The sequence below is a fragment of the Pseudoalteromonas sp. SCSIO_11900 genome (assembly GCF_000576475.1).
GTDB classification, from domain to species: Bacteria; Pseudomonadota; Gammaproteobacteria; order Enterobacterales; family Alteromonadaceae; genus Pseudoalteromonas; species Pseudoalteromonas tetraodonis.
Window position 1 is genome coordinate 578,687 of the sequence record NZ_KK070023.1, and the last position, 26,861, is coordinate 605,547.

The 26,861-nt window shown below is 43.9% G+C and carries 22 protein-coding genes, 3 rRNA genes and 1 pseudogene; 8 read left to right on the plus strand and 18 right to left on the minus strand.

Annotation, left to right across the window (positions count from 1 at the left end; genetic code table 11):
* Window positions 1–12 precede the first annotated feature (12 nt).
* The 4 genes from accB to cutA form a co-directional block, all read right to left on the minus strand.
* The gene (gene accB, locus BG00_RS02670; protein ID WP_036980374.1) at window positions 13–483 is read right to left on the minus strand and encodes an acetyl-CoA carboxylase biotin carboxyl carrier protein; all 471 of its coding nucleotides are present in this window, start codon (window positions 481–483) and stop codon (window positions 13–15) included.
* A 33-nt stretch (window positions 484–516) separates the two neighbouring features.
* The gene (gene aroQ, locus BG00_RS02675) at window positions 517–969 is read right to left on the minus strand and encodes a type II 3-dehydroquinate dehydratase (RefSeq protein WP_036980376.1); all 453 of its coding nucleotides are present in this window, start codon (window positions 967–969) and stop codon (window positions 517–519) included.
* 229 nt (window positions 970–1,198) lie between these two features.
* Window positions 1,199–3,004 carry a protein-disulfide reductase DsbD gene (locus BG00_RS02680; RefSeq protein ID WP_036980379.1) on the minus strand — a complete coding sequence of 602 codons (1,806 nt, stop codon included), beginning with the start codon at window positions 3,002–3,004 and terminating at the stop codon, window positions 1,199–1,201.
* Window positions 3,004–3,324 carry a divalent-cation tolerance protein CutA gene (gene cutA / locus BG00_RS02685; RefSeq protein WP_036980381.1) on the minus strand — a complete coding sequence of 107 codons (321 nt, stop codon included), beginning with the start codon at window positions 3,322–3,324 and terminating at the stop codon, window positions 3,004–3,006. Before cutA ends, BG00_RS02680 begins: the two co-directional genes overlap by 1 nt.
* A 240-nt stretch (window positions 3,325–3,564) precedes the next feature.
* Here cutA and BG00_RS02690 point away from each other — a divergent pair, with 240 nt between their 5' ends.
* From BG00_RS02690 to rnk, 4 genes are all read left to right on the plus strand, one after another.
* The gene (locus tag BG00_RS02690; RefSeq protein WP_036980385.1) at window positions 3,565–4,044 is read left to right on the plus strand and encodes an FxsA family protein; all 480 of its coding nucleotides are present in this window, start codon (window positions 3,565–3,567) and stop codon (window positions 4,042–4,044) included.
* A 109-nt stretch (window positions 4,045–4,153) separates the two neighbouring features.
* A complete protein-coding gene (locus BG00_RS02695; RefSeq protein WP_036980388.1) occupies window positions 4,154–4,441 on the plus strand; it encodes a co-chaperone GroES in 288 nt (95 codons plus the stop codon).
* A 48-nt stretch (window positions 4,442–4,489) separates the two neighbouring features.
* Window positions 4,490–6,139, plus strand: coding sequence for a chaperonin GroEL (gene groL, locus BG00_RS02700; protein WP_036980391.1), 1,650 nt, complete (start codon window positions 4,490–4,492; stop codon window positions 6,137–6,139).
* Between the two features lie 178 nt (window positions 6,140–6,317).
* On the plus strand, window positions 6,318–6,731 hold the full coding sequence (gene rnk / locus BG00_RS02705; RefSeq protein WP_036980394.1) for a nucleoside diphosphate kinase regulator: 414 nt from the start codon (window positions 6,318–6,320) through the stop codon (window positions 6,729–6,731).
* Between the two features lie 81 nt (window positions 6,732–6,812).
* On the opposite strand, the gene BG00_RS02710 is transcribed toward rnk, so the two are convergent.
* The 10 genes and pseudogenes from BG00_RS02710 to rph form a co-directional block, all read right to left on the minus strand.
* The gene (locus tag BG00_RS02710; RefSeq protein ID WP_445322873.1) at window positions 6,813–8,078 is read right to left on the minus strand and encodes a methyl-accepting chemotaxis protein; all 1,266 of its coding nucleotides are present in this window, start codon (window positions 8,076–8,078) and stop codon (window positions 6,813–6,815) included.
* A 117-nt stretch (window positions 8,079–8,195) separates the two neighbouring features.
* Window positions 8,196–8,342 (minus strand): annotated as a pseudogene (locus BG00_RS18520) (PDC sensor domain-containing protein); the annotation flags it as partial.
* Between the two features lie 173 nt (window positions 8,343–8,515).
* On the minus strand, window positions 8,516–8,725 hold the full coding sequence (locus BG00_RS17955; protein WP_253861348.1) for a hypothetical protein: 210 nt from the start codon (window positions 8,723–8,725) through the stop codon (window positions 8,516–8,518).
* Between the two features lie 118 nt (window positions 8,726–8,843).
* Window positions 8,844–10,346, minus strand: a complete 1,503-nt coding sequence (locus BG00_RS02715; RefSeq protein ID WP_036980397.1) for a bifunctional ADP-dependent NAD(P)H-hydrate dehydratase/NAD(P)H-hydrate epimerase — start codon at window positions 10,344–10,346, stop codon at window positions 8,844–8,846.
* A gap of 416 nt (window positions 10,347–10,762) precedes the next feature.
* Window positions 10,763–10,877 (minus strand): 5S ribosomal RNA (gene rrf, locus BG00_RS02720).
* A gap of 132 nt (window positions 10,878–11,009) precedes the next feature.
* Window positions 11,010–13,896: ribosomal RNA gene (locus BG00_RS02725) — 23S ribosomal RNA — on the minus strand.
* Window positions 13,897–14,190: 294 nt separating this feature from the next.
* Window positions 14,191–15,724, minus strand: a 16S ribosomal RNA gene (locus tag BG00_RS02730).
* Together the 16S, 23S and 5S rRNA genes form the textbook arrangement of a ribosomal RNA operon.
* A gap of 592 nt (window positions 15,725–16,316) precedes the next feature.
* Window positions 16,317–16,448 carry a diacylglycerol kinase gene (locus tag BG00_RS18400; RefSeq protein ID WP_138687202.1) on the minus strand — a complete coding sequence of 44 codons (132 nt, stop codon included), beginning with the start codon at window positions 16,446–16,448 and terminating at the stop codon, window positions 16,317–16,319.
* Between the two features lie 106 nt (window positions 16,449–16,554).
* Window positions 16,555–17,199 (minus strand): orotate phosphoribosyltransferase, encoded by a 645-nt coding sequence (gene pyrE, locus BG00_RS02735; RefSeq protein WP_036980400.1) that lies wholly within the window; start codon window positions 17,197–17,199, stop codon window positions 16,555–16,557.
* A gap of 14 nt (window positions 17,200–17,213) precedes the next feature.
* Window positions 17,214–17,927 (minus strand): ribonuclease PH, encoded by a 714-nt coding sequence (gene rph / locus BG00_RS02740; protein WP_036980403.1) that lies wholly within the window; start codon window positions 17,925–17,927, stop codon window positions 17,214–17,216.
* A gap of 178 nt (window positions 17,928–18,105) precedes the next feature.
* Here rph and BG00_RS02745 point away from each other — a divergent pair, with 178 nt between their 5' ends.
* The 3 genes from BG00_RS02745 to BG00_RS02755 all read left to right on the plus strand — a co-directional run bounded on the left by BG00_RS02745 (window position 18,106) and on the right by BG00_RS02755 (window position 20,878).
* On the plus strand, window positions 18,106–18,966 hold the full coding sequence (locus tag BG00_RS02745; protein ID WP_036980406.1) for a YicC/YloC family endoribonuclease: 861 nt from the start codon (window positions 18,106–18,108) through the stop codon (window positions 18,964–18,966).
* 315 nt (window positions 18,967–19,281) lie between these two features.
* Window positions 19,282–20,532: a tyrosine-type recombinase/integrase gene (locus tag BG00_RS02750; protein ID WP_036188597.1), complete on the plus strand. Its 1,251-nt coding sequence runs from the start codon at window positions 19,282–19,284 to the stop codon at window positions 20,530–20,532.
* On the plus strand, window positions 20,495–20,878 hold the full coding sequence (locus BG00_RS02755; RefSeq protein WP_253861349.1) for a hypothetical protein: 384 nt from the start codon (window positions 20,495–20,497) through the stop codon (window positions 20,876–20,878). Before BG00_RS02750 ends, BG00_RS02755 begins: the two co-directional genes overlap by 38 nt.
* 132 nt (window positions 20,879–21,010) lie before the next feature.
* On the opposite strand, the gene BG00_RS02760 is transcribed toward BG00_RS02755, so the two are convergent.
* Both BG00_RS02760 and BG00_RS02765 read right to left on the minus strand, forming a co-directional pair.
* Window positions 21,011–21,490, minus strand: coding sequence for a PIN domain-containing protein (locus tag BG00_RS02760; RefSeq protein WP_036188602.1), 480 nt, complete (start codon window positions 21,488–21,490; stop codon window positions 21,011–21,013).
* Window positions 21,491–22,543 (minus strand): helix-turn-helix domain-containing protein, encoded by a 1,053-nt coding sequence (locus BG00_RS02765; RefSeq protein ID WP_036188605.1) that lies wholly within the window; start codon window positions 22,541–22,543, stop codon window positions 21,491–21,493.
* 543 nt (window positions 22,544–23,086) lie between these two features.
* Between BG00_RS02765 and BG00_RS02770 the strand changes: the two genes are divergently transcribed.
* On the plus strand, window positions 23,087–23,785 hold the full coding sequence (locus BG00_RS02770; RefSeq protein WP_445322850.1) for a hypothetical protein: 699 nt from the start codon (window positions 23,087–23,089) through the stop codon (window positions 23,783–23,785).
* Window positions 23,786–23,923: 138 nt separating this feature from the next.
* Here the strand turns inward: BG00_RS02770 and BG00_RS02775 are convergent, their stop codons facing one another.
* Window positions 23,924–24,136: a hypothetical protein gene (locus BG00_RS02775; RefSeq protein WP_051498221.1), complete on the minus strand. Its 213-nt coding sequence runs from the start codon at window positions 24,134–24,136 to the stop codon at window positions 23,924–23,926.
* Window positions 24,137–24,220: 84 nt separating this feature from the next.
* Entirely contained in the window at window positions 24,221–26,857 is a 2,637-nt protein-coding gene (locus BG00_RS02780; protein ID WP_036188608.1) for a restriction endonuclease-like protein, read from the minus strand.
* Between the last annotated feature and the right edge of the window lie 4 nt (window positions 26,858–26,861).

A 26,861-nucleotide genomic window follows, 5' to 3' on the forward strand; every position in this document is an offset into this window, starting at 1 on the left:
TACGTTGCGCTATTATTCAATGATGAATAAAGGTTGATCAAATTCTACTGGCTCGCCGTTTTCTACTAAAATAGCTTTTACTGTACCGGCTTTATCTGACTCAATTTGGTTCATCATTTTCATTGCTTCAACGATACACAATGTGTCGCCAACTTTAACCTGTGAACCGACTTCAACATATGCTGGCGCTTCTGGAGAAGCTGCTGCGTAAAAAGAACCTACCATAGGAGATTTAACTTGGTGTCCTGTAGGACCTGCCGCTGGTGCTTCAGACTCTGCTACAGGTGCTGCTGGTGCTGCTGGTGCAGCCGCAGGAGCGGGTGTTGGAGCATATTGCTGTGGAGCAAATTGCGCGTACGCAGGACCGGCACTCATGTTGTTACGGTTAATACGTACTGATTCTTCACCTTCAGTGATTTCTAGTTCTGCAATACCTGATTCTTCTACTAATTCAATTAGTTTTTTGATCTTGCGAATATCCATAAACGACCCGCCTATTAGTTTGTTAGTTTAAATTTAGTTTGAGTTTTGCAATCGGCTCACCGCTGCATGTAAAGCAGCGTGATAGCCCATTGCACCTAATCCACAAATAACGCCTTGCGCCACATCAGAAAAATAAGAATGATGGCGAAACGTTTCACGTGCATGCACATTACTTAAGTGCACTTCAAAAAACGGAATATCAACGCTTAGCAATGCATCACGTAATGCGACGCTTGTGTGCGTAAATGCTGCAGGGTTAATAATGATGTAATCAACCGCTTGCCAAGCATCATGAATGCGTTCAATGAGCGCTTGCTCACTATTACTTTGAAAATGCGTTAGCGTCACATCTAAACTATTAGCAGCATTGTTTAAATCGCTCATAATATGCTCTAAAGAGTGTGAACCGTACTTATCGGGCTCACGCTTTCCTAGCATGTTTAAATTTGGGCCATTTATAACTAAAATCTTTAATTTTGCAGCCATAATACGCGATATATCCTATAAGTAATGAGTTAAGCGGTTACTAGCTAAGTTTTCACTAAAAAGTAAGCTGAAAAAAGTAAGATAGCAACAATTTCTCACGTTAACCAACTATTATAGTGATTTCGAAGTAAATAGCAGCAAAATACTGGTCTAATCTCTATTTCGGGAACAAATCTTGAGGGGTAATAATGGCACAACATTAACAATCATGTTGTGCCATATAGAATGGTCATTCAGCGCTGGCACGCACTGCAGCAAGGTGCTTAGCGAAATCACCCGCATTTAAAAAGCCAGTGACACGTTGTGCACTTAGCTCTTCACCTTGAGTATTAAAGAATAAAATACTCGGTAAACCAAACACTGAATATGCTTCCATTAGCTCAATTGTTTCATTATCGCTTTGAGTTAAGTCAATTTGCATCAGTTGATAATGGCTAAACTCACTTTGTACTTGCGGGTCGGGAAAGGTGTAATGCTCAAACTCTTTACACGCTACACACCAGTCGGCGTATAAGTCCACCATAACCATGCGCCCTTCGCTATTTGCTTGTGATACGGCTTGTTTAAGCTCGGCTAAATTGGCAACCTGTTTAAACTCATTGTTTTGCGAGGTTGTTTGTAAACTCACGGCTTGTGTTGGCCAAAAATAGTTTTTGGTTAAATTAAAGCCAGTAAGCAGCAATAAAACAGCCATAAACCACAATAAGGTTTTTAATTTACCTTGTGCTTGAGCGCTTTGCCAATAATGGAAATAAAGCGCTGTGGCGATAGCTAATAAGCCTGCCATAAGCATAATAATTTCAATATCTATAATGCGCTCTAGCAAAATAAGTGGCACAACTAACATAATAAAACCAAATAAGGTTTTGACTTGTTCCATCCAGCCGCCAGCTTTCGGTAATAGCTTACCTCCCGATGTACCTAATAATAATAGCGGTAGCCCCATACCTAAACTCAGTACGTAAAGTGTTAGCCCGCCTACTAGGTAATCGCCGCTTTGTGCCACAAATAATAATGCGGCTGATAAAGGCGCTGTAGTACAAGGAGATGCAATAAGCCCTGATAAAACCCCCATCAAGAACACCCCAATATAGTTACCGCCTTTTTGGTTGTTGCTCACTTGGGTTAGCTTGTTCATCATGCGGCTGGGTAACTTTATTTCGTACCAACCAAACATCGACATAGCCAGCAGTACAAACAATAAGCTAAAGCTAATTAATACATATGGATGCTGTAAATAGCCTTGCACTTGTCCGCCTAACGCAGCAACCACAAGCCCTAATGCTGCATAGGTAACCGCCATGCCTTGAATATAAACAAATGATAGGGCAAATGCTTTTTTAGTAGACAGGTTCTTTTGACCCGCAATTAAGCTAGATAAAATAGGGAACATCGGAAATACACACGGTGTAAATGCCAGACCCACACCCACGGCAAAGAAAATAGCTAAGTTAACCATTAAGCTTTGGCTAGCTAACTGCTCTGTAAATGTGAGCTCTTTATCAGGTGTTGATGCAGTTGCTGGTTTTTCTGCAGATTGGCTAAGTGCTGCAAATGCACTGCTTGCTGCGGTATTGTCATTAGTATCAGTTTCACTTGCCAGTACACTTAATGGAATGCTGATGATTTCAGGTGGATAACACAGCCCTGCTTTTGCACAGCCTTGATAACGCACCTTCACAACGCCATCTTCACTTACATTACTTAGTTTGCTGATAACGCTAAGAGAATTAAAAAACACCTCAGTTTTGCCAAAAAATTCATCTTCAATTATTTCACCAGCGCCCAACTCAGGCACGTCAATGCTGGCACCTTTGGCAATAATTTCTATTTTATCTTTATATAGGTAATAGTCATTAGCGATATCCCAACCAACAAATAACGTACTTCCTTGCTGGTCAAAATCAAATACAAACGCTTCATTTACCGGTAAAAATGTGTGCTGAGTCGGTTTTAGAAAATCATCAAGGGTATTTTGTGCCGCCCAAGCAGGCGCCATTAATACGCTTAATAAAAAAAATAAAATAAAGCGCATTAATGAAGCACCTCGTCCATCCAATTAAAGTAAGCCAAGTTACCCGTTGCTACATCAACAACTTGTATTTCTGGTACTTCGTAGCTGTGAAGATCTTTTAAGGTTAAAAATACATCGTTCATTTTGTCAGCCTTAGTTTTAATTAGCAGCTTTACTTCTGTTGCTTCAGCTACTTCACCTTCCCATATGTAAATAGAAGTCATGGCCGGTAAAATATTTACACAAGCGGCTAGTTTCTTTTCAATTAGCGCCATAGCCAATAAACGGGCTTCATCGTTATTTTTGCAAGTGGTAAAAATAAGTTTAAATTGCGTTGTCATAGTGAACCTTTACTTGTTTACGGGGGTCTAGCCCCATAGTAGCTGATAGCGGGTACAATGTGTAGACACGAACTCTGTCTACATTTTGGGTCTTTGCAGTAAATTGATTTAAACCCGCTACCGTTAACTCAACTAACATTAAAGTTTATTACTTACTCTTATTAGCTTGAAAATAGACCCGACAACCCTCACTTATATTTCATTAGCACCTTAATAAGTGTCATTTTTTTAGAGAGTCTTATGTTTAGAATTTTATTTTTGCTGTTTATCATCATCCCAATTATTGAAATTGCCTTGCTAATTCAGGTTAGTGACGTGATAGGTGGCTTCGCAACAATCGCTTTAGTGGTACTAACCGCGATTGTGGGTGCGAAAATGGTGAAACAGCAAGGAATGGGCGCACTACAAAACGTACAAGTGCAAATGGCTCAAGGACAAATGCCTGCTAAAGAATTATTTACCGGTATTTGCGTAATTATTGCAGGGGTACTTTTATTAACACCCGGCATTATGACAGATGTATTTGGCTTACTACTCCTTACCCCTGCTATTCGTAACAAATTAGCTGCAGGACTTGCTAGTCAAGCAACTGTAAGAATGAGCGCTAGCATGCATCAAACTGGCACTTCAGGGTTTTCACAAACTCACCAATCAATGTATCACGAGCAAAATGAAAACCGCCCTAAAACCATAGATGGTGAATACGAGCGAAAAGATTAAAAATTTATCATTTTTTCTCTTGGAATTTTTCACTCCACCCCCATTAATGAATGCAAATTAGAAAAGCTTTTTTCTGTACTGTTCAGAAACTGTTAGGAGAACTAAAAACATGAACATTCGTCCTTTACGAGATCGCGTAATCGTTAAGCGTCTAGAAGAAGAAACCAAGTCTGCTGGCGGTATTGTATTAACTGGCTCTGCAGCTGAAAAATCAACTCGCGGAGAAGTTATTGCTGTTGGCAATGGTCGCGTTCTAGATAACGGTGACGTTAGAGCTTTAGAAGTAAAAGCCGGTGACACTGTGTTATTTGGCTCATATGTTGAAAAAACTGAAAAGATCGAAGGTCAAGAGTACCTGATCATGCGTGAAGACAACATTTTAGGCATTGTAGGCTAACCCTACTTTTCGTTTAACAAACATTTAAGAATTTAGAGGAAATTAAAGATGGCAGCAAAAGAAGTACTTTTTGCAGGTGATGCACGCGCTAAAATGCTAACAGGCGTAAATATCCTAGCAAACGCAGTAAAAGTTACATTAGGTCCTAAAGGCCGTAACGTAGTACTAGATAAATCATTTGGCTCTCCAGTAATCACTAAAGATGGTGTATCTGTAGCGAAAGAAATCGAACTTGAAGACAAGTTTGAAAACATGGGTGCACAAATGGTAAAAGAAGTTGCATCTAAAGCAAATGATGCAGCGGGTGACGGTACGACTACCGCAACTGTACTTGCACAATCTATTGTAAACGAAGGTCTTAAAGCAGTTGCTGCAGGCATGAACCCAATGGATCTTAAGCGTGGTATTGATAAAGCAATTACCGCTGCAGTAGAAGAACTTAAAACGCTATCTGTACCATGTGCTGATACTAAAGCGATTGCACAAGTAGGTACTATTTCAGCTAACTCTGATAAAGAAATTGGCGATATCATTGCACAAGCAATGGAAAAAGTAGGCCGTAACACAGGTGTTATTACGGTTGAAGAAGGTCAATCACTAGAGAACGAACTAGATGTTGTAGAAGGCATGCAGTTTGACCGTGGTTACCTATCTCCGTACTTTATCAATAACGCTGAAAAAGGCGCGGTTGAGCTAGACAACCCATTCATTTTACTGGTAGATAAAAAAGTATCTAACATTCGTGAGCTACTACCTACATTAGAAGCTGTTGCTAAAGCAAGCAAGCCTCTGCTCATCATCGCAGAAGACCTAGAAGGCGAAGCACTTGCTACTTTAGTAGTTAACAACATGCGCGGTATTGTTAAAGTGTCTGCGGTTAAAGCACCTGGCTTTGGCGACCGTCGTAAAGCAATGCTACAAGATATTGCCGTATTAACTGGCGGTACTGTTATCTCTGAAGAAATCGGCTTAGAGCTTGAAAAAGCAACGATTGAAGACCTAGGTACAGCTAAGCGCGTAGTAATCACTAAAGATGATACAACTATCATTGATGGTGCGGGTGAAGAAGAAGGCATTAACGGCCGTGTTGCTCAAATCAAAGCACAAATTGAAGAAGCGACTTCAGACTACGATAAAGAAAAACTACAAGAGCGTATGGCTAAACTTGCCGGCGGTGTTGCAGTAATTAAAGTAGGTGCAGCGACTGAAATTGAAATGAAAGAGAAAAAAGACCGTGTTGAAGATGCATTACATGCAACTCGTGCAGCGGTTGAAGAAGGCGTAGTACCTGGTGGTGGTGTTGCTCTAGTACGTGCTGCTAGCAAGCTAGCTGAGCTACTTGGCGACAACGAAGACCAAAACCACGGTATTAAAGTTGCACTTCGTGCAATGGAAGCACCACTTCGTCAAATCGTAACTAACGCAGGTGATGAAGCATCTGTTGTTATTAACGCAGTTAAAGGCGGTGAAGGTAACTACGGTTACAACGCAGCCTCTGGCGAATACAATGACATGCTTGAAATGGGTATCCTAGATCCAACGAAAGTAACGCGCTCTGCACTACAATTTGCAGGTTCGATTGCGGGTCTAATGATCACCACCGAAGCAATGGTTGCTGAAATCCCTAAAGAAGAAGCTGCTGGTGCCCCTGATATGGGTGGCATGGGCGGAATGGGTGGTATGGGCGGCATGATGTAAACCGTCCCCTCACACACTTAGCTCAAATAAAAACCCAGCTTCGGCTGGGTTTTTAGCAATAGAGATAAAATAAATTCACTAAGGCACAATAAAATTATCTCAGTGTATTCCAATGCAACTGAGTTCCTGCAAGCTATACCCAGAGTAAATTTTATTTAACATGATTAAGGATATTAAGTTGAATACTAAACCTGAAATAATCATCTCATCACTGGATGCAGATCGATTGTATGCGCTAATGGAATCGTTACCTGCGAACAGTTTTGCGGGTGAAAAAGAACTTGAAGCAGAACTTGGTAGGGCTAACATCGTTGAGCCACACGAAGTTCCCTCAACCGTGGTAACCATGAATTCAACAGTGAACTTTGTTGTTGAATCTACAGGTGAGGAATTTACTTTAACGCTTGTTTACCCGAAGAATATTGACTCAAGTGGCAAAAAAATATCAATTTTAGCCCCTGTTGGTAGTGCATTACTTGGCCTTTCACAGGGAGATCAAATTGAATGGCCAAAGCCAGGCGGTGGGTTAATAACAGTAACTATTAAAGAGGTAACTTATCAACCAGAAAGAGCTGGCGAGCTTCATAGATAGACTTTTAAATCCTCACAATTTTAAATTAATAAACAAATTTATATAAAAAAATCCAAGCCTTGCTTGGATTTTTTTATTGAGTTACTGCTGACTAATGTCGTATAGCCTTTGTGCTTGACTATTAGAGGCTTTACTTACTTCTCTAAAATCTTCGGCATCGGCGGCATTTTGTCCTGATATTTCTCGGATCCGTTCCGCTAGTTTTTTAACATTGACGGTTACTTGAGCCTGTTCTTCAGTGGCTACGGCAATACTTGCTGAGCGCCCTTTAATGTCGTTAAATGCATCAACTATATTTTCATATTGCGTGCGTGTTGTATTTGAACGATCATTGACCACTTCTGAGAACTCTCGGCATTCTTGAATAACACAGACTCCTTTTGCAGCCGCTTGTTGTAACTGACTTATCATGGTTTCAATCTCACCAGCTGATTGTTGTGTTCTTTGTGCCAGTGTTCTAACTTCATCTGCAACGACCGCAAACCCCCTTCCAGAATCACCAGCACGAGCAGCCTCAATAGCAGCATTAAGCGCAAGCAAATTAGTTTGCTCAGAGATATTCATAATCACATCTAATACCGAACCAACCTGCTGTGAATCTTCAGATATTTGTGATATTGCATTGGACGACTCAGTTAGTTTATTGAACAACAGCTGGATAGATTCTGCGTTTTGTTCAATAACATTAAATCCAGAGTTTACAAGATCTGATGACTTAGCGGTAATATCTGCAACGCCACCAATATCTTCTGATGCCGATGAAGCCGCTATCGACATTTCATTGATAGCCGTGGCTAACAATTCATTTTCTTGCATTAGTTCATGTGCGCGTTGCTGACTATTACTACTCAAGTTATCAATAGATTCAGCATTGTTTTTTACTGAGGCCGCCTTTTCTTTAATCAGCCCAAGAATTTTAATAAGATGATCACCGTAATCATTAATAGCTTCGCAAAGATGACTCATTTCATCATCCCCCGATATTGGTAATTTAGAATCAGTTTGCCCTTGCATTAATGACCTAACTTGCGGCGAAGTCTGCTCTATTTGCTCAACTAATCGCTTACCAAAGACTAATAATGCCGATATAAATATAACAATGAGTACAATGAATGAACCATACAAATAGTATGTCAGCGTATTAGCTGCTTTTTTTGCAGTCGCTGTTGGAATTATCACGCCGGAGCGCCACTTTTGCTCCGGCAGTGAGAATGTCACTAGAATTGAGCTATCCCCCTTTATGACACCAGAACTAAACTCTGCTACGAGTCTATCTTCATTTTTCAAGGCGTTAACTAAAGGCTGTAAAGAGCTATCTTTACTCACAACTTGTGAAAAATTTAGCATGGCTAAATTCGTATCTCTAAATGCAGGAATAGAAACAAACTGCTGCGCACTATCAATAATAAAACTGTAGGTACCGGTTGCTTGATTTTCAGCAAGAAGTGACTTTTCAATATGAGAAAGCTCTATATCTAAAGTAGCGACTCCCCAAAACTGATTATTACGCTCAATTTTAACAGAGCAAGTTACCATAGGCACATTCGAGACTGCATCAATATAAGCCTCAGACCAAACACATACGCCTGGTTGAGCGTTAGCAGCACTTCTATACCAGCTTTCTTGTTAATATGGACTGCTATCAGCTTGGTTGTAGTCATCTAATAAAGTGTATTGACCATTATCGCCCTTAGCCCAAAACAAAGATGCCCTTTGTGCTTATGCATCTAACATATTTGGCTCTGGCCATATTCCACCACCGGCAATGCCTGAACCACTAGCAATTAACGGTGCCAAATTTTTAATAAATTGATCTTTATCAAGGGGAAGTGTTTGAGCAACAACAGATAAGCTTTAGTTAATCCTACACTTTTTCCTAAATCCTTAGCAAATGATTCACCTATTACTTTAGCCTGTAACTTAGCTGCAGAAATAGCTTCATTTTTTATAATTGGCGTTATTACCCATTGCATAATTACGGTTAATTCCCGCATACATTTTTTTCTGTATTAACATCTTTAACCTCAGTTACAATCAAACAGCGCTAACTAAGTATAAGAAGGTTAATGGATTTATCAAAAAAAGAACAAAATTAATATGAATGCTTTTATCTTATGGTTTTATAGTATTAATTAACCGCCTCACTATACAAAACAGATCGCTAGGTAGCATACCTCGCTCTCCATTTTTTTGCCCAGCAATATCACCCGCTTTAGCATGCAGTGTAACACCATAGCAAGTTGCCTCAGCACAATCTAACCCTTGAGCAAATAATGCCCCTACAATACCAGTAAGAACATCACCGCTACCGCCAACAGCAAGCGCAGGGCTTCCTTCTTCACAAACCCAAGTATGCTTACCATCGGCTATTAAAGTTCCTGCGCCTTTTAAAACACAAACTGCTGAGTAACGTTTAGCACATTGTTGAACATAGCTGAACCGATCAGACTCTATCTCCGCAGTCGTCACCTTTAATAATCGAGAGGCTTCGCCTGGATGCGGGGTAAGTACACACCGCGTGGGCATTTTCGGTGAAGCTTGTTTAGCGAGTAAATTAAGTGCATCAGCATCAATAACTAAAGGCATATTATTACGTGTACAATACTCAATGACTTGATTAAAGGTATTTTGCGCCCATTCGTCTTGTCCAAGGCCTGGGCCAATAACAGCACAGCTTGCCCACTCCAATGCATGTTGCAAGTTATTACCACTTACCATAAGCTCGGGTCGGCCAAAACTGACTGGCATAATTGAGCCTTCATGGGTATACACTCTGACCATTCCAGCACCAGCTCTAAGCGCTGCCTCGCTTGTTAACCTGATCGCACCTGCCGTTCCTTGATTCCCACCAATACACAGTAATTTTCCATAACTACCTTTATGACTATTCAAAGCACGTGGACCCAAGCCTTTAAAACTATTGATATTAATAAGCTTACCCGAAGGGCTTGCTAATTCTACGAATGACTCGCCAATAGCCAAGTCATCAAAGATAAGTTCACCAACATACTGTTTACCCGCAGCCGTTGTTAACCCTTGTTTTACCCCTACAAAAGTAATTGTTTTAGTGGCTTTAATTGCAATACCTAAAGGTTGGCCTGTATCAGCATTTATACCTGATGGCACATCAATACTGAGTATTGGTTTAGTGCTTTCATTCGCCGCTTTAATTATAGTGGCAACATTATCGCGTACCGTATTTTCAAGACCAGTGCCCAGTAATGCATCAATGATTACATCACACTCATCGAGTGCATCAGCGCTAAAGTTACAAATTTCACCACCGGCATCAATCCAGCGCTTTTGTGCTTTTGCAGCATCGCCGGTTAATTCTTTATTTTCATCTACGACACACACCACGACATGTCTATCGGCTCGCTTAATAAGGCTAGCCGTAATATAGCCATCTCCTGCGTTATTGCCACTCCCTACGAGTACTAGAGTCTGCTGTGCATTGAATGATTTCCAATTTAAAAATGCAGCATGCCCCGCTCTTTCCATTAGGGTAAACAGATCACAACCACTGGCTTTTGCAGCATTACCCTCATACTCTCTTATTTGCTGTGCTAAATATACGAATTGCTTAACGCTGGAAGATGAAGGTAATAACGACATGATAGGCTCTATAAAAATAAGTGTTGATTAAGTAGACTTTGGGCTCATTGGTTTTTTTTCAAGTAAGATCAGAAATGTATCAATCAGAATAAGGGCGCAACCCCCTTATTTGAGTATTTATTACCAATTTATACCAATTCGCTTAATTAAGCGGTCTATTTTGAGGCAGGAAAAACGGGGTAATCTGCAGACGTAAAAAAACCCGCTACATTACTGTAACGGGTTTCTCTTATTTGGAGCTTGGTGATGTCGTAGTGCCCACAGCGGTAGAGAGCCACATAGCAAATGTATAGAGTCGGCATTAGGCGCTTATTATTTTCCTTTTACCTGATGCCTTTTACCTTTCACCTGCGTTTTTACTTTCCTACAGACGTAAAAAAGCCCGACTATTGCTAGTCGGGCTTTCTCAATTTGGAGCCTGGTAATGTCCTACTTTCACATAGCAAATGCTACACTATCATCGGCGCTGTTTCGTTTCACTACTGAGTTCGGCATGGGGTCAGGTGGGTCCAAAACGCTATTGTCACCAAGCAAATATGGTGTAAGTTCGATTTAATCAAGCTTACTAAAATTTGGAATTCTGATAATAAAAGTTTTCAAGTATCTACTTTAGTTATATTAACTTCTTGCTTAAACTGTCGCATAAAACGCGTTTGGCGTTGTATGGTTAAGCCTCACGGGTAATTAGTACAGGTTAGCTTAATGGCTCACACCACTTCCACATCCTGCCTATCAACGTTGTCGTCTTCAACGGCCCTTCAGAGACTTTAAAAGTCTAGTGAGAACTCATCTCGAGGCCTGCTTCGCGCTTAGATGCTTTCAGCGCTTATCAGTTCCGAACGTAGCTACCGGGCAATGCCATTGGCATGACAACCCGAACACCAGCGGTTCGTTCACTCCGGTCCTCTCGTACTAGGAGCAACCCCTCTCAATTCTCAAACGCCCACGGCAGATAGGGACCGAACTGTCTCACGACGTTCTAAACCCAGCTCGCGTACCACTTTAAATGGCGAACAGCCATACCCTTGGGACCGACTTCAGCCCCAGGATGTGATGAGCCGACATCGAGGTGCCAAACACCGCCGTCGATATGAACTCTTGGGCGGTATCAGCCTGTTATCCCCGGAGTACCTTTTATCCGTTGAGCGATGGCCCTTCCATTCAGAACCACCGGATCACTATGACCTACTTTCGTACCTGCTCGACGTGTCTGTCTCGCAGTTAAGCTGGCTTCTACCATTACACTAACCGTACGATGTCCGACCGTACTTAGCCAACCTTCGTGCTCCTCCGTTACTCTTTGGGAGGAGACCGCCCCAGTCAAACTACCCACCAGGCACTGTCCGTAACCCCGATTCAGGGGCCAACGTTAGAACATCAAAACTACAAGGGTGGTATTTCAAGGACGACTCCACAAAAACTAGCGTCTCTGCTTCTAAGTCTCCCACCTATCCTACACATGTAGGTTCAATGTTCAGTGCCAAGCTGTAGTAAAGGTTCACGGGGTCTTTCCGTCTAGCCGCGGGTACACAGCATCTTCACTGCGATTTCAATTTCACTGAGTCTCGGGTGGAGACAGCGTGGCCATGGTTACACCATTCGTGCAGGTCGGAACTTACCCGACAAGGAATTTCGCTACCTTAGGACCGTTATAGTTACGGCCGCCGTTTACCGGGGCTTCGATCAAGAGCTTCTCCGAAGATAACCCCATCAATTAACCTTCCGGCACCGGGCAGGTGTCACACCGTATACGTCATCTTGCGATTTTGCACAGTGCTGTGTTTTTAATAAACAGTCCCAGCCACCTGGTCACTGCGGCTCCCGTCCGCTTAGAGAGCAAGTCTCATCACAGATAGGAGCGTACCTTCTCCCGAAGTTACGGTACGATTTTGCCTAGTTCCTTCACCCGAGTTCTCTCAAGCGCCTTAGTATTCTCTACCTGACCACCTGTGTCGGTTTGGGGTACGATTCGGTATAATCTGAAGCTTAGAGGCTTTTCCTGGAAGTATGGCATCAGCAACTTCATCACCTTGGTGACTCGTCTCGTGTCTCAGCCTAACAGCAACCCGGATTTACCTAAGTCACTAGCCTACACACTTTCACATGGACTACCATCGCCATGCTTGCTTAGCCTGCTCCGTCCCCCCATCGCAATTATACCAAGTACGGAAATATTAATCCGTTTCCCATCGACTACGCCTTTCGGCCTCGCCTTAGGGGTCGACTTACCCTACCCTGATTAACATGGGATAGGAACCCTTGGTCTTCCGGCGTGCGGGTTTTTCACCCGCATTATCGTTACTCATGTCAGCATTCGCACTTCTGATACCTCCAGCATGCCTCCCGGCACACCTTCAACGGCTTACAGAACGCTCCCCTACCACTCAAAATAAATTTTGAATCCGCAGCTTCGGTGCATAGTTTAGCCCCGTTACATCTTCCGCGCAGACCGACTCGACCAGTGAGCTATTACGCTTTCTTTAAAGGATGGCTGCTTCTAAGCCAACCTCCTGGCTGTCTGGGCCTTTCCACATCGTTTCCCACTTAACTATGACTTTGGGACCTTAGCTGGCGGTCTGGGTTGTTTCCCTCTTCACGACGGACGTTAGCACCCGCCGTGTGTCTCCCGGATAGTACTTTACGGTATTCGGAGTTTGCAAAGGGTTGGTAAGTCGGGATGACCCCCTAGCCTTAACAGTGCTCTACCCCCGTAAGTATTCGTCCGAGGCTCTACCTAAATAGATTTCGGGGAGAACCAGCTATCTCCCGGTTTGATTAGCCTTTCACTCCTAACCACAGGTCATCCCCTAACTTTTCAACGTTAGTGGGTTCGGTCCTCCAGTTGATGTTACTCAACCTTCAACCTGCCCATGGCTAGATCACCGGGTTTCGGGTCTATACCTTGCAACTATTCGCCCAGTTAAGACTCGGTTTCCCTACGGCTACCCTAATCGGTTAACCTCGCTACAAAATATAAGTCGCTGACCCATTATACAAAAGGTACGCAGTCACCCAACAAGTCTGCTCCTACTGCTTGTACGTACACGGTTTCAGGTTCTATTTCACTCCCCTCACAGGGGTTCTTTTCGCCTTTCCCTCACGGTACTGGTTCACTATCGGTCAGTTGGGAGTATTTAGCCTTAGATGATGGTCCACCTATATTCAGTCAAAGTTTCACGTGCTCCGACCTACTCGATTTCACTTAGAATGCGTTTTCATGTACGGGACTATCACCCTGTATCGTGGCACTTTCCAGAGCCTTCCATTAACACATAATAAGCTTAAGGGCTGTTCCGATTTCGCTCGCCGCTACTCTCGGAATCTCGGTTGATTTCTTTTCCTACGGGTACTTAGATGTTTCAGTTCTCCGCGTTCGCCTCGTTAACCTATGTATTCAGTTAACGATACCTGCAAGCAGGTGGGTTTCCCCATTCGGAAATCCTAGTCTCAAGTGCTTTTTACTAGCTTGACTAGGCTTATCGCAAGTTAATACGTCCTTCATCGCCTCCAACTGCCAAGGCATCCACCGTGTACGCTTAGTCACTTAACCATACAACCCAAACGGGTCTTTGTTTTGTGACAGTTTAACTTCGCCAGAAGTTAATATTGAATACTAAAGTAGATACCAATCAACAAACGAAACGTTCATTAAATGGCACTGAATGATACTGCTATCATTCTTTTTTACTTTTGAAAACTCTGTACAAATAACATTGTTATTCATACGAATTTTATTATCAGCTTTTCCAAATTTTTAAAGAGCATATTAATTAGTTAAGCCAGTGGCTTAGCTAACTAACAATCATCTGTGTGGACACTACGAACAAATAAGTTCTAAATCGTATAAGGAGGTGATCCAGCCCCAGGTTCCCCTAGGGCTACCTTGTTACGACTTCACCCCAGTCATGAATCACTCCGTGGTAAACGTCCTCCCGAGGGTTAGACTATCTACTTCTGGAGCAACCCACTCCCATGGTGTGACGGGCGGTGTGTACAAGGCCCGGGAACGTATTCACCGCGTCATTCTGATACGCGATTACTAGCGATTCCGACTTCATGGAGTCGAGTTGCAGACTCCAATCCGGACTACGACGCACTTTAAGTGATTCGCTTACTCTCGCGAGTTCGCAGCACTCTGTATGCGCCATTGTAGCACGTGTGTAGCCCTACACGTAAGGGCCATGATGACTTGACGTCGTCCCCACCTTCCTCCGGTTTATCACCGGCAGTCTCCTTAGAGTTCTCAGCATTACCTGCTAGCAACTAAGGATAGGGGTTGCGCTCGTTGCGGGACTTAACCCAACATCTCACAACACGAGCTGACGACAGCCATGCAGCACCTGTATCAGAGTTCCCGAAGGCACCAAACCATCTCTGGTAAGTTCTCTGTATGTCAAGTGTAGGTAAGGTTCTTCGCGTTGCATCGAATTAAACCACATGCTCCACCGCTTGTGCGGGCCCCCGTCAATTCATTTGAGTTTTAACCTTGCGGCCGTACTCCCCAGGCGGTCTACTTAATGCGTTAGCTTTGAAAAACAGAACCGAGGTTCCGAGCTTCTAGTAGACATCGTTTACGGCGTGGACTACCAGGGTATCTAATCCTGTTTGCTCCCCACGCTTTCGTACATGAGCGTCAGTGTTGACCCAGGTGGCTGCCTTCGCCATCGGTATTCCTTCAGATCTCTACGCATTTCACCGCTACACCTGAAATTCTACCACCCTCTATCACACTCTAGTTTGCCAGTTCGAAATGCAGTTCCCAGGTTGAGCCCGGGGCTTTCACATCTCGCTTAACAAACCGCCTGCGTACGCTTTACGCCCAGTAATTCCGATTAACGCTCGCACCCTCCGTATTACCGCGGCTGCTGGCACGGAGTTAGCCGGTGCTTCTTCTGTCAGTAACGTCACAGCTAGCAGGTATTAACTACTAACCTTTCCTCCTGACTGAAAGTGCTTTACAACCCGAAGGCCTTCTTCACACACGCGGCATGGCTGCATCAGGCTTGCGCCCATTGTGCAATATTCCCCACTGCTGCCTCCCGTAGGAGTCTGGGCCGTGTCTCAGTCCCAGTGTGGCTGATCATCCTCTCAAACCAGCTAGGGATCGTCGCCTTGGTGAGCCATTACCTCACCAACTAGCTAATCCCACTTGGGCCAATCTAAAGGCGAGAGCCGAAGCCCCCTTTGGTCCGTAGACATTATGCGGTATTAGCAGTCGTTTCCAACTGTTGTCCCCCACCTCAAGGCATGTTCCCAAGCATTACTCACCCGTCCGCCGCTCGTCATCTTCTAGCAAGCTAGAAATGTTACCGCTCGACTTGCATGTGTTAGGCCTGCCGCCAGCGTTCAATCTGAGCCATGATCAAACTCTTCAATTAAAAAGTTTTATGTCTTTCGACAGCTCAATGAATTCTGAATTTATTTAATATCTTTCGATATTGAATTGACTGTGCTGAATAATTACCAAAGTAACTATTCTGTTGGTCACTCAGTTTCTCTTTCGAGAAATCACATTGAGACTCTAAATTTGTTTGCCTCGTTACTTGCTCAATAAAGAACGAAGTAGCTTGGCTGTTAGAACTCAATCTGTACGAGTGCCCACACAGATGATTGCTTTATATTGTTAAAGAACGTTGCGATTAAAGCGTTTAACTTTATCTCGCTAGGGCTGCGCATATTACGCTTTCCTATTTTTTTGTCAACACTTAATTTTGTTAAACTTGAAAGTTTTTGAAACTAAGTTTTACTCGACTGACTGAGTAGCTCGTGCCTCGCTATGCGTTGGCGTTCCCCGTCTCAGTGGGGTCGCATTATAGGGAGATCCGAAAACAGATCAACCCTTTTTTGAAGAAAACTTAAAATAAATGACTGTTCGCTGGATATTTGAACGATAGATGCTAAAAACACAACATAACTATCAATTTATTAACAATAAACGCGGTATTTAAGCGTTTAACTGTGAGGTAGCCCTTAAATGTGTGAAAGAATGATCATCATGATCACCAATAGGAGAGTAACCGCTGCAGATCTTATATCTTTAGCTTGATCCGATGGAACATTAATCTCTGTACTTATACGATCTGCTAATGCTTTTATGGCTATAGTTGGATTTAATCACTCGACTATGAGAATTAACTCGCTTTAACTATTCGTGCGAGTTCTGCTAAATTTTAAACAAAATAAAGCCCCGCTTTTGCGAGGCTCTTACTTATGCTACACCGTATTGATCTCGGTATGCTTTTACTGCCGCTAAATGCTCATCCATGGTTCCTTGATTTTCAAGGTAACTGATTAGATCAGCCAATTTAACAATAGAAGTTACTTGAGTATTAAAATCACGCTCTACTTCTTGTATTGCTGAAAGCTCAGCTTTACCTTTTTCTTGGCGATCAAGTGCGATTAAAACACCACTTAAATCTGCGCCATTTTCAGCAATAATTTCCATAGATTCGCGAATTGCAGTACCTGCAGTGATCACATCATCAACTAGCATTATCTTACCTTTAAGCTCAGAACCTACTAAGCTGCCACCTTCACCGTGTGCTTTTTTCTCTTTACGGTTAAAGCAGTAAGGCACATCTTTGTTGTAATGATCAGCTAACGCAACTGCGGTAGTTGTTGCAATTGGAATACCTTTATAAGCGGGACCAAATAGTACATCATATTCAATTGCTGCATCTTCAAGTGCCGCTGCATAAAAACGGCCTAAACGCGCTAAATCACGTCCTGTATTAAAAAGGCCTGCATTAAAAAAGTATGGACTTGTTCGGCCAGATTTTAAGGTAAATTCACCAAACTTTAATACCTGCTTTTCTAAAGCAAATTCAATAAACTCTTTTTGATATTCTTTCATCGCTGATTACCTATTTATGCTAGTGCTTGTTTTTGTACATCTATAATTTCACGAATTGAGTGCTTAGCGAGTGTAAGTAGCTCATCAAGTTCGTCAAACGAGAAAGGCTCGCCTTCAGCAGTCCCTTGTACTTCAATAATTTTACCTGTTTCAGTTAAAATTACATTCATATCGGTTTCAGCAGCTGAGTCTTCAAGGTATTCTAAATCGCTAATCGCTTGGCCTTTATATATACCAACTGAAATAGCCGCGATCATATGCTTAAGTGGATTTGAATTAATCATCCCTTTTGCACGCATGTAAGTAAGTGCATCAACGAGTGCGACACATGCACCACTAATTGATGCTGTACGTGTACCGCCATCAGCTTGAATAACATCACAATCGATAGTAATGGTGTTTTCACCTAACGCTTTTAAATCAACCGCGGCACGAAGTGCACGTGCGATTAAGCGTTGAATTTCCATAGTACGACCGCCCTGCTTACCGCGCGATGCTTCACGGCCATTACGAGTATGTGTTGAACGAGGTAACATACCGTATTCAGCCGTAACCCAACCTTTACCTTGGCCTTTCATAAAGCGTGGTACACCAGCTTCAACAGTTGCTGTACACAAAACTTTAGTATTTCCAAACTCTACTAATACTGAACCTTCAGCATGCATAGTGTAATTACGTGTGAATGTAACCGGTCTAATTTGATTAGGTGTTCTTTCGCTTGGACGCATTAACGATCCCCTTAATTCTGAATTTGCCACATTATAAGTCGATGTGGTGCCAGATGCCATGTTCATTTACATAATTAACTGCATCAGAAAAGCACATTTCAGAAAATTTACGCTAGAGGTTAAAAGCTGATTCGGTATAATCAGTCAACTTTGTATTTAAAAATGTAGGAAATCATCCATGATCCACAGCATGACAGCTTATGCGCGCCGCGAAATTAAAGGCGAATGGGGCACTGGCACGTGGGAAATTCGTTCAGTAAACCAACGTTACCTTGAAACATTTATTCGTGCACCAGAGCAATTTCGTGGCATGGAGCCCGTTATTCGCGAGCGTCTGCGTAAGCACTTACAGCGTGGTAAGGTAGAGGTCTTCTTAAAATTTGTCGCAAATCCCGCACATGTTGGTGAATTATCAATTAATCAGTCGCTGGCGGAGCAGTTAATTAATAGTGCTAAGTGGGTTCAGCAACAAAGCAGTGGTGACATTAACCCTGTGGATATTTTACGTTGGCCTGGTGTTATGGAAGCACAAGAAATTGATATGGATAGTGTAAATACGGCACTCATTACTGGCCTTGACCAAGTAATTGAAGACTTTAAATCTGCACGTGGTGATGAAGGTGCAAACCTTGAAGAAATGATAGCTACACGATTAACCGCTATTTTAGAACAAGTTGATATCGTTGAAGCACACATGCCAGAAATTACTAAATGGCAACGTGAAAAGTTAGTACAAAAACTTGAAGATTTAACAACAAATATTGATGAGTCACGCCTTGAGCAAGAACTGATTTACCTTGCACAAAAGCAAGATGTTGCTGAAGAGCTAGATCGTTTAAAGTCGCACGTTAAAGAAACACGCAAAATCCTGAGTAAAGGTGGTGCTTGTGGTCGTCGTTTAGATTTTATGATGCAAGAGTTTAATCGTGAAGCAAACACCCTCGCCTCTAAGTCAATCAACAGTGAAATCACCAATGCAGCGGTAGAGCTAAAAGTATTGATTGAGCAAATGCGTGAGCAAATTCAAAATATCGAATAGTTTTTTCACCCGTCCAAGAATGTCTTAGAAGCCCTGTTATTTGCTTGTAAATACAGGGCTTTTTTATTTTTCCCGTCCAAATCGGTTTATAGATGTCCGTTACCAACTACCTGTTTAGTGGTGGGCAGAATGGTGGGCAGCCCCCTCATTTTTGCTCAATAAGCATTTTGCGGTGAGCAAATTGGTGGGCAGTAAGTTACCCAATTTTCGCATTTAACTCGCCACCACAACAGGTTAGCTGCTGATTCAATAAGCAAATCGGTGGTGGGCAGCCATTATTGCCCCCTCCATTATTTCAGCAACTATGGAGTAAACATGGGAAAACTCACAGCAAAACAGGTTATTGCATACAGCAAAGCCGACCCCAAAAAATATTCAGATGGTGAAGGTCTATATTTTTGCGTCCGCAAACAAGGCTCGCCTTACTGGATGATCCGCTACACCACAGCCAAAGGACGACGAGAAGCAACCTTGGGGCAATTTCCTTTAATGTCGTTGGCAGACGCTCGAATTGCCGCCGCATACTTTCGAAAGGAAGTACGTGACGGCATAGATCCTCTTCTAGAAAAACAGAAAATCGAGTTACCTGACATTGAAACCGTGGATCAACTGTTCCATGACTGGTATCGAACCGATCTTAGTCGACGACTTAAGCATCCCAAGATTCCGTATCGGGTTTACACCAAAGACATAAGCCCAGTCATTGGCATTAAGTGTATTGCTGAGGTGACCGCACGTGACGTGCGGGAGGTGCTAGAGCGCATTCGAGAAAGTAACCGCCCTACCATTGCCAACGATACCTTGATGTACATGAAGCAGCTATTTCGGCATGCGATAAAGCTCGACTTAACGCTGAACAACCCAGCCGCAGCATTTACCGTAGACGATGCCGGTGGCGTGGAGTCCAGTAAAGACAGGATGCTTAGCAAAGAGGAAATTCACTACGCCTTTAGCGTGTTTCATTCCCATATCAATAGCTTTGGCCGCGACAACTACCTCGCTTGCTGCCTGTTTTTGGTATTGGGTGTACGCAAAAGCGAACTGTGCGAAGCCATGTGGCGTGAAATGGATTTAACCACAGGCGTGTGGGATCTGCCCAAAGAACGCAGCAAAACCGGCGTGCCAATCAGCATTCCCTTACCACGCCAAGCCATTGCTTGGTTTAACGAGTTGCAAGTCCGCGCTTGTGGCTCGCCTTATGTTTTCCCAGCCAGACGAGCAAGCCATCGTCCACATATGGGGCCAGATACGCTAAACCGTGCCATTTCTAAACTCTTTGGTCGCGAGCCTGGGCGCAAAAAACAGCCTCCCAATAAAATGGGCAAACTTGAACACTTCACCGTACACGATTTGCGCCGCACCTTTCGCAGCCTTGCCGCCTCTTTGGGTATTGCAGGCAACGTAGCCGAACGCTGTCTTAACCATAAGCTAAAAGGCGTTGAGGGTATCTACGACCGCCACGATTACTTTGAAGAGCGCCGAATTGCCCATCAAACCGTGGCTGATGTGGTTGAACCATTGGTGAACTTTGAGCCCGCTTCACAACACCACACAGGAGGGCGCTAACATGCAATTTATGATGCGACTCGCCCCCATTACCTTTCCAATAGCCATGCTGGCAGGCCTTGGTTGGTGTATTGGCATTGCCTTACTCGAACAACCTCATGGTATAGGCTACGCACTTACTCGGTATTGCCTGATGGTATTCGTAGTACTCGCTCCTTGGCTGACGCTAAAACTCACGTTCTACGTGATTGTCAGTTTAGGACGCAAACTGGGGCTCATCCCGATCCCGCCTGCACGCCCAACGCATAGCCTAGGTTATGAAGAATCACTCTATTGGTTCAGAGTATTGGCCTTCTTCGATGGCAAACGCAGCCGCATGCCGAAAAGGCCTATCAGGCGAAACTAACAAGCCCCCATTTGCTCACTTACCGTGGGCAGTTGGGACAATGGGGCAACACTTGATATGCCGAGCTTTAGAGGGTGAATAAGAGGAATTTGAACCGCCCCAAGGAATGGGGCAATCGGGGCTATGCAAAGTTTATAATTGGGTTAAACGCTGCTTTGCAAGCGCCCAAGGTAAGCGACGACCAGCTTTTGCCATTTTATCGTAGGCAGCTTGAGCTTCTTCAACTGACAATACACCATGGGTGACGAGCTGCTCAACAACCCATAGCGTACCTTGAACTAATATCGCTTCTTTTTCAGCCGCCTTCCTAAGCGCCATATCCCCAGTTAGCAATGGACACTGTTCTTGTTTCGCCAACGCAAGTGCAAAGCAATCGTTCATGCTAGGGCCAGCATACTTTTGCCTCAGTTCAAATGAGTACATCATAGACTCAGGGCTTAACTCTCCCAACAACAACCCTAACTCGAGTAAATAGCCATGTTGATTGCTTAGCTCCTCGTGGAATAACACATCTGGAACTTTGAACTGGTAAGGCAAATTGAAAAAGACGCCTAATAATTGGCCTTCTTCGAGATCAATGAGGATATTGGCATCACTGATCAACAAATACATTTAAACAGCCTCAGCCAACATTTGGCGTTGCTTATGCAATGCCATCACTGACATCTGTAACAGCTCAGCGGCTTTGGATTCACTAACAATTCCCTCTGCCAATGCACGATAAACCAACTGCTCAAACAATAATGTTTGCTCTTGTGGATAAGGATTCCCAGGCTCTTGCTTACGCCAACCGTTTTTTGAGAACTGTATAAATATTTGGCGTTTTTTCTCTTCGGTGATCACACCAAGGTCGGCACTGCGATACAAACAAGCTGCCATGCTTAAGCCATATTCGTGTTTCAGGAAATATAGCTCTTTGGGGTCTACGTTCGAACGTCGCTCTCCTAGATGCTGAAAAAGGCCAACTTCGGGCAGTAAAAACGCAGAAGCAAAGCGGTTGCAGGCCATCTCTTCGTCAAGGGATTCATCGAGTAAGCCATGTAAAACAAGGTGGCCAAGTTCATGCGCCAATGTAAACCGCTGGCGGCAACCAGGCCAATGAGAAGACACAACAACAATTGGCTGCCCTGATATTTTGGCTTGTAACCCATCAAATTTATCGGCTTGGGGTACGTTACTGACAATCACCAAAATACCTTTAGACTCAAGCAAGTCGATTAAGTCTGGCAATGGATTCATACCTAACTGCCAATCAGTACGGACTTTGGCGGCAACCTGCTCTACTGCGTCTAAAGTGCTTACAACAGGAACGTCGGGCTGGTAGTTAAAACTCGCTATCGGGAAGTTTGGCCATACATTTTTAAGTGATAACCAGCGTTCGGCTTGGTCAACCACATCAGACTCAATCTTCTTTAGCAACTTAGCTGAAGCTGAGGCTTTTTTACGATACTCCACCTCACCCAAAGTCACCTGTGCTGGGCGAAAGAAGTATTCAGTACGAACCGACAAAGCCGTCGCCAATTTAAGTAAAACTCCCGACGAAGGCATACTCTGGTCGTGCTCGTATTTTTTAACCATGTTGGCACTAATACCAACTTGCTCACCCAAGGCCTGCATCGACAGGCCAGCGGCTGCACGGGCTCGTTTTATGCGCTCTCCAATCATACAGACCTCTGGTTTATGAAAACTAAAATTATTTTAAAAATATAAACCAAGTTGGCGTTTTTGTCGATTGGTTTTACAGGGCAATCATTCGCGTGTTCGCGCACACACTTCCCCATGCCTTTACCCCCATACGCCAAAACCACTATCCGTTTGGCTTTTGGATCGAAACGCCAAACAGGGAAATTAGCCCATTCACTGTTTGGCTTCTCGATTGAAATCCAACGCTGCTAAGCCTTGCCAGTACTGGCTCAAAGCAAGGTTTGGCACTTTTTGTACCCTAAACCAACCTCGGCATCAAAGTACAAACCGTTTGATTTTTTAAACCCAGAATGCAAACGATCGTTTGGCGTCTCGATTTTTTTGCATGGGCTAAATGCCGTCAAACAGCGCTGTATTGGACTATGTATATCAAACAGTTAGCCGCGCACAGGTCATCATAAAAAACCGATTTGACTGGTTAGTTTGATGGCCATTTCTTTCATCTAATTCACCACTGAGTCTGCACCCGACCACTGAAAATAGACGGCATGACGAACCAACAAGGTGATAAGTGACGTGTTATGGGCAAGTGCTAACGATTGGGATAGAGAATGGATACAGCAGGTGGTCGCTTTACTGGTTGGGCATGGCGCGTTTACCCTCTACCCAGCATTAAGCCAGTGCGATAATGCCGCCGAACGTTTAACCCGCTGGTTGACCTATCAGTTACCGCGCGTTAAACAAGCGCATCCAGGCTGCCCCATTCACCAATGGCTGAATAGCATTGGCGCGCAAGTGATCGTAGAAAAATGGCAGAGCCCCGAGCAATGGCCAAACCTGTATTGGCTACCTTTACCTGAGGTTGAAGGCCACGCGCAAGGCGGGTTGGTTTTGTTACCGGCACATTTGTTACCGGTATATGCGGATTACACGAGCAAAACCAACACATTGAAAGCAAACACACCGGCCAACGCCTGTATCTTTTGGTGCGCTGCACCTTTGTCTAAAACAGGAAAGCGCGCTACCTTGCACCCCAAACAGCAAAACCGCGGCTTTTGCCTGCCCTGCTCGCCAGAGCAAGTGGGCAAATCATGTACGGGGTTATTACTGAGAGGTTTTAGAAAGGAGAGCCAAAAACGAAACGGCAACGTGATCAGCCACAAGATAAACCTAGCTCTACTGCACCACCTTTGTGGGCCGGAGAGTGATGTGTGGTTGAAAGCGAATTTTGGTGCCATAACTCATTACGGTACCAAAAATTAGAAGCCTGAAAAAAGAGTAACCCCTCACAGGGCGCTGATCTAACGGGTAGCGAGAGGGGTGTTGTTGGTGCAATTTTAATATCAAAAGCGCCAAATAGCTCGATATCATTTGATGTCGCTTTTTAATTGGCAGTATGTATCAGACTGTTTTAAACACCTGCTTTTTAAAGGCATTCATGGCGAGCTTGTTAAAACGAGCTTCATCTGCACCTACCTGTTCACTGTTACAATAATCACACATTGAATACTGGCTTTCAATTTGGCCTTGTTGCCCCAAATGCACAACCGTAATCTTTTCAGTATACAGGATGAGTTGACCCATCTCACAAATTGAACAGGTTCGAGTATTCATCACATATCCTCCCACTGCATTGGCTAACAGCTAGAAAACGAGGCTGTCATTCTCTTAACCTTCTGCATAATTAATAACACTCGCTCACACCATTGCCGCTTCGTACACTTTTTCAACCTCGGTAAACTTAGTGACGCTCTCTAGGCGAGTTAAGGTTGTGAGTTTCATCGAGTTTTTCATTGGGCGATGTGGCACATTGGTCACTGGCGTTTGCAGTGATAGCGGTTTGCCAAGCTCAAATAAATAATACAAATCAGCAGAACCTGACTTCTTACCCGCTTGATCTTCGGTAATGGCGTAGCGTGGTAATACGGTGACTCGTTTAACCGGCCAAAGTTTGTCAATTTGCTTGGATGAACTTTGAGTGTCTGAGGTAGACGCCAACGCTAAATAGCGAATTTCCTCGGCAATATGCTGCTTAAATTTCTGTAAAAACGTGCTTTGCGGCAGGTGATACCACCGCGCTGTGCCTTGCTCAAATTGTTCAAAGTAGCCATTATCACGGCCACGCTGCCCACCTAATGCCACTGTCATCGTCAAATCAGGGTACAGTACTTGACGCATGCCGTAATACGGTATGCGTGCGGCTTCTTGTACGTAAAGCCTTTCCGCCATGCCAGCCACAGGATACATGGCCTCATTGCCTTGCCCTGTTTGTGCATTCGGCGCTGTGCCAATTTGCGTTTGCAAAAACTCTAACAACCACTGGTGACCGGAATAACGGCTCTTAGTCTGGGTTGATTCAGTTTGACTAAGTTCGTTTTGGCTAGGCCCATTTTGGCTAGGTAAGAGGGCAAATGCGCCAATACCCACTTCTTCTATCGCAGCTGCGTAGGGGTTGGGTGTTGTGGCTTGATCAAAAAAACCTGGGTATAAAGCAAACGCACCAAAAACTGGGCGGCTTTTTTTAGCAGGTTGTCCTTCGATTTTACTGGATGGTGACTCAGACAAGCGCGGCTCTGATAGACGAATCAAGGCATCCCGATAACGGTGCATTTGGTTAATGGCATCGTCTGGTACGTAATCGGTACTTTCGATATCTTCATTGCTGTCATCAAAGCGGTTTTTCTCGGTTTTAATACGGTACTTGGCATCAAATAGCCAAATAAACTGCTTTTCTTCTGATGAGTCTGCTTTTGTTAAATGGGCGCTTTTGGGCAGTGTCACTTCCAACACAATATCCGGCTTTTGGTTAACCAAATAAGACCGAATTACACCGTCTTTATTGAATACAGGCTCGTGTGCTAGCCTTGCAGTGACACCATCGCTACGTTTAAAACGAAAGGCGCCTTTCAAGCCATCTTCTTTAAATCTGTACTCAAAAAAATCATTTTGTTTTAGCTCTGCCGCCCCGTTTTCAACCAATTCAAAGCCGAGATCCTGCTCTAAAATCTGCTTCAAACACAAAAAGCACCATACTTCGTAAATCTCGGCCACTGATTTCATTGAAATGCTCGACTGATTGCCAAACATATCTAAATAAAATTTCAGCTCCTGCCAAATACGATATACCGCGCTGTAACCGGTTTTTTGCTGTAGCACTAACGACTCACGGTTTAACCCTGTGTATGCACCCACCTCTTTTAAAAAACTTTGGCCCAACACTTTTTGCAGCGGTTGTTGCCAACTATGCAGCTCATTTAAAAATGAATCCGACAACCGTTGCCGCTCTGGTGCTTGGTTACTTTGTCTAAGCTTTTGTTCAAACTCCGCTAATTGCCGCTTGCTTTTACTCACCGCCATTTTAATAAAGCGGTTTTCTGGGGTATCGACACTCAGTTGCTTTTTTTCGACTGCATAGCGCTTATCGTACTGGCCATTCGCAAAGTCTTGCTTAACTTTCTCGGCTAACTTATTTGGCAGGCGGCCTTTTAATTTGGCCGCTTTAATATTGGCTACCGTCGGTTGCAAACGGCTATGAGGGGCTGCACAAATCACTTTTAAGCCTTGCTCAAAACGCTCCCGTAACGCGGCAAAATTAGCCAACCACATCAGTGGAAAATGCCCGCGTTGCTGGCTGGTCGCTGCATCTTGCTCGGTTTTTTCGACCAAACTAAAGCGCCAAAGAGGGTAAACTTTGTCGATGGCTTGGTACATGGCGGGCAAGTCTTGGTGAAGTGCCATTTTGGTTGGCAGCACTTCAAAGGCTATGTGCTGAGTCTGTGTTTTACCATTGTGCTCAAAGGTAAGTGGCAAACGTAACCAGCCCACATCATTACCGGTATTAATGGTGCCGGTTAAACGTGCGGGCACCACGCCCCTTGCGGTTTTTACTTCGGGAGCAAAACGAAATGCCTCATTCACGTTTTGGCTTCGGTGAGTTAGCCGCGCATGGGTTACTTCACTAAAAAATACCCACTCAAACTGGTACTGAGTATTCTCAAAAAACAAGGGAGAATTTAATGTCAGCTCAGCGTGTTTCGCTAAGCCATTGGCAACAAGGTCACTTTCGGCTAAGTCACTTTCATCTAACCCACTTTGTACTAAACTACTTTGTACTAAACTACTTTGTACGAAAGCATCTGCAACAAGCCCTTGCGGTTCAATCGCATTGCTCAGCTGCGCTGCTGGCGCAAAGCGCAATTCGTAGCTAGGTTGTGCATGATTAGCGCTCGCCCTATGCGCCATTGTATTCTGGTACACACGCAACCGCTGGCTAATATCATTCGCCCAGACCGAAAACTCAAAGTCAGGGGTTTGTAATCGTATTAACTCCGGCATTCCC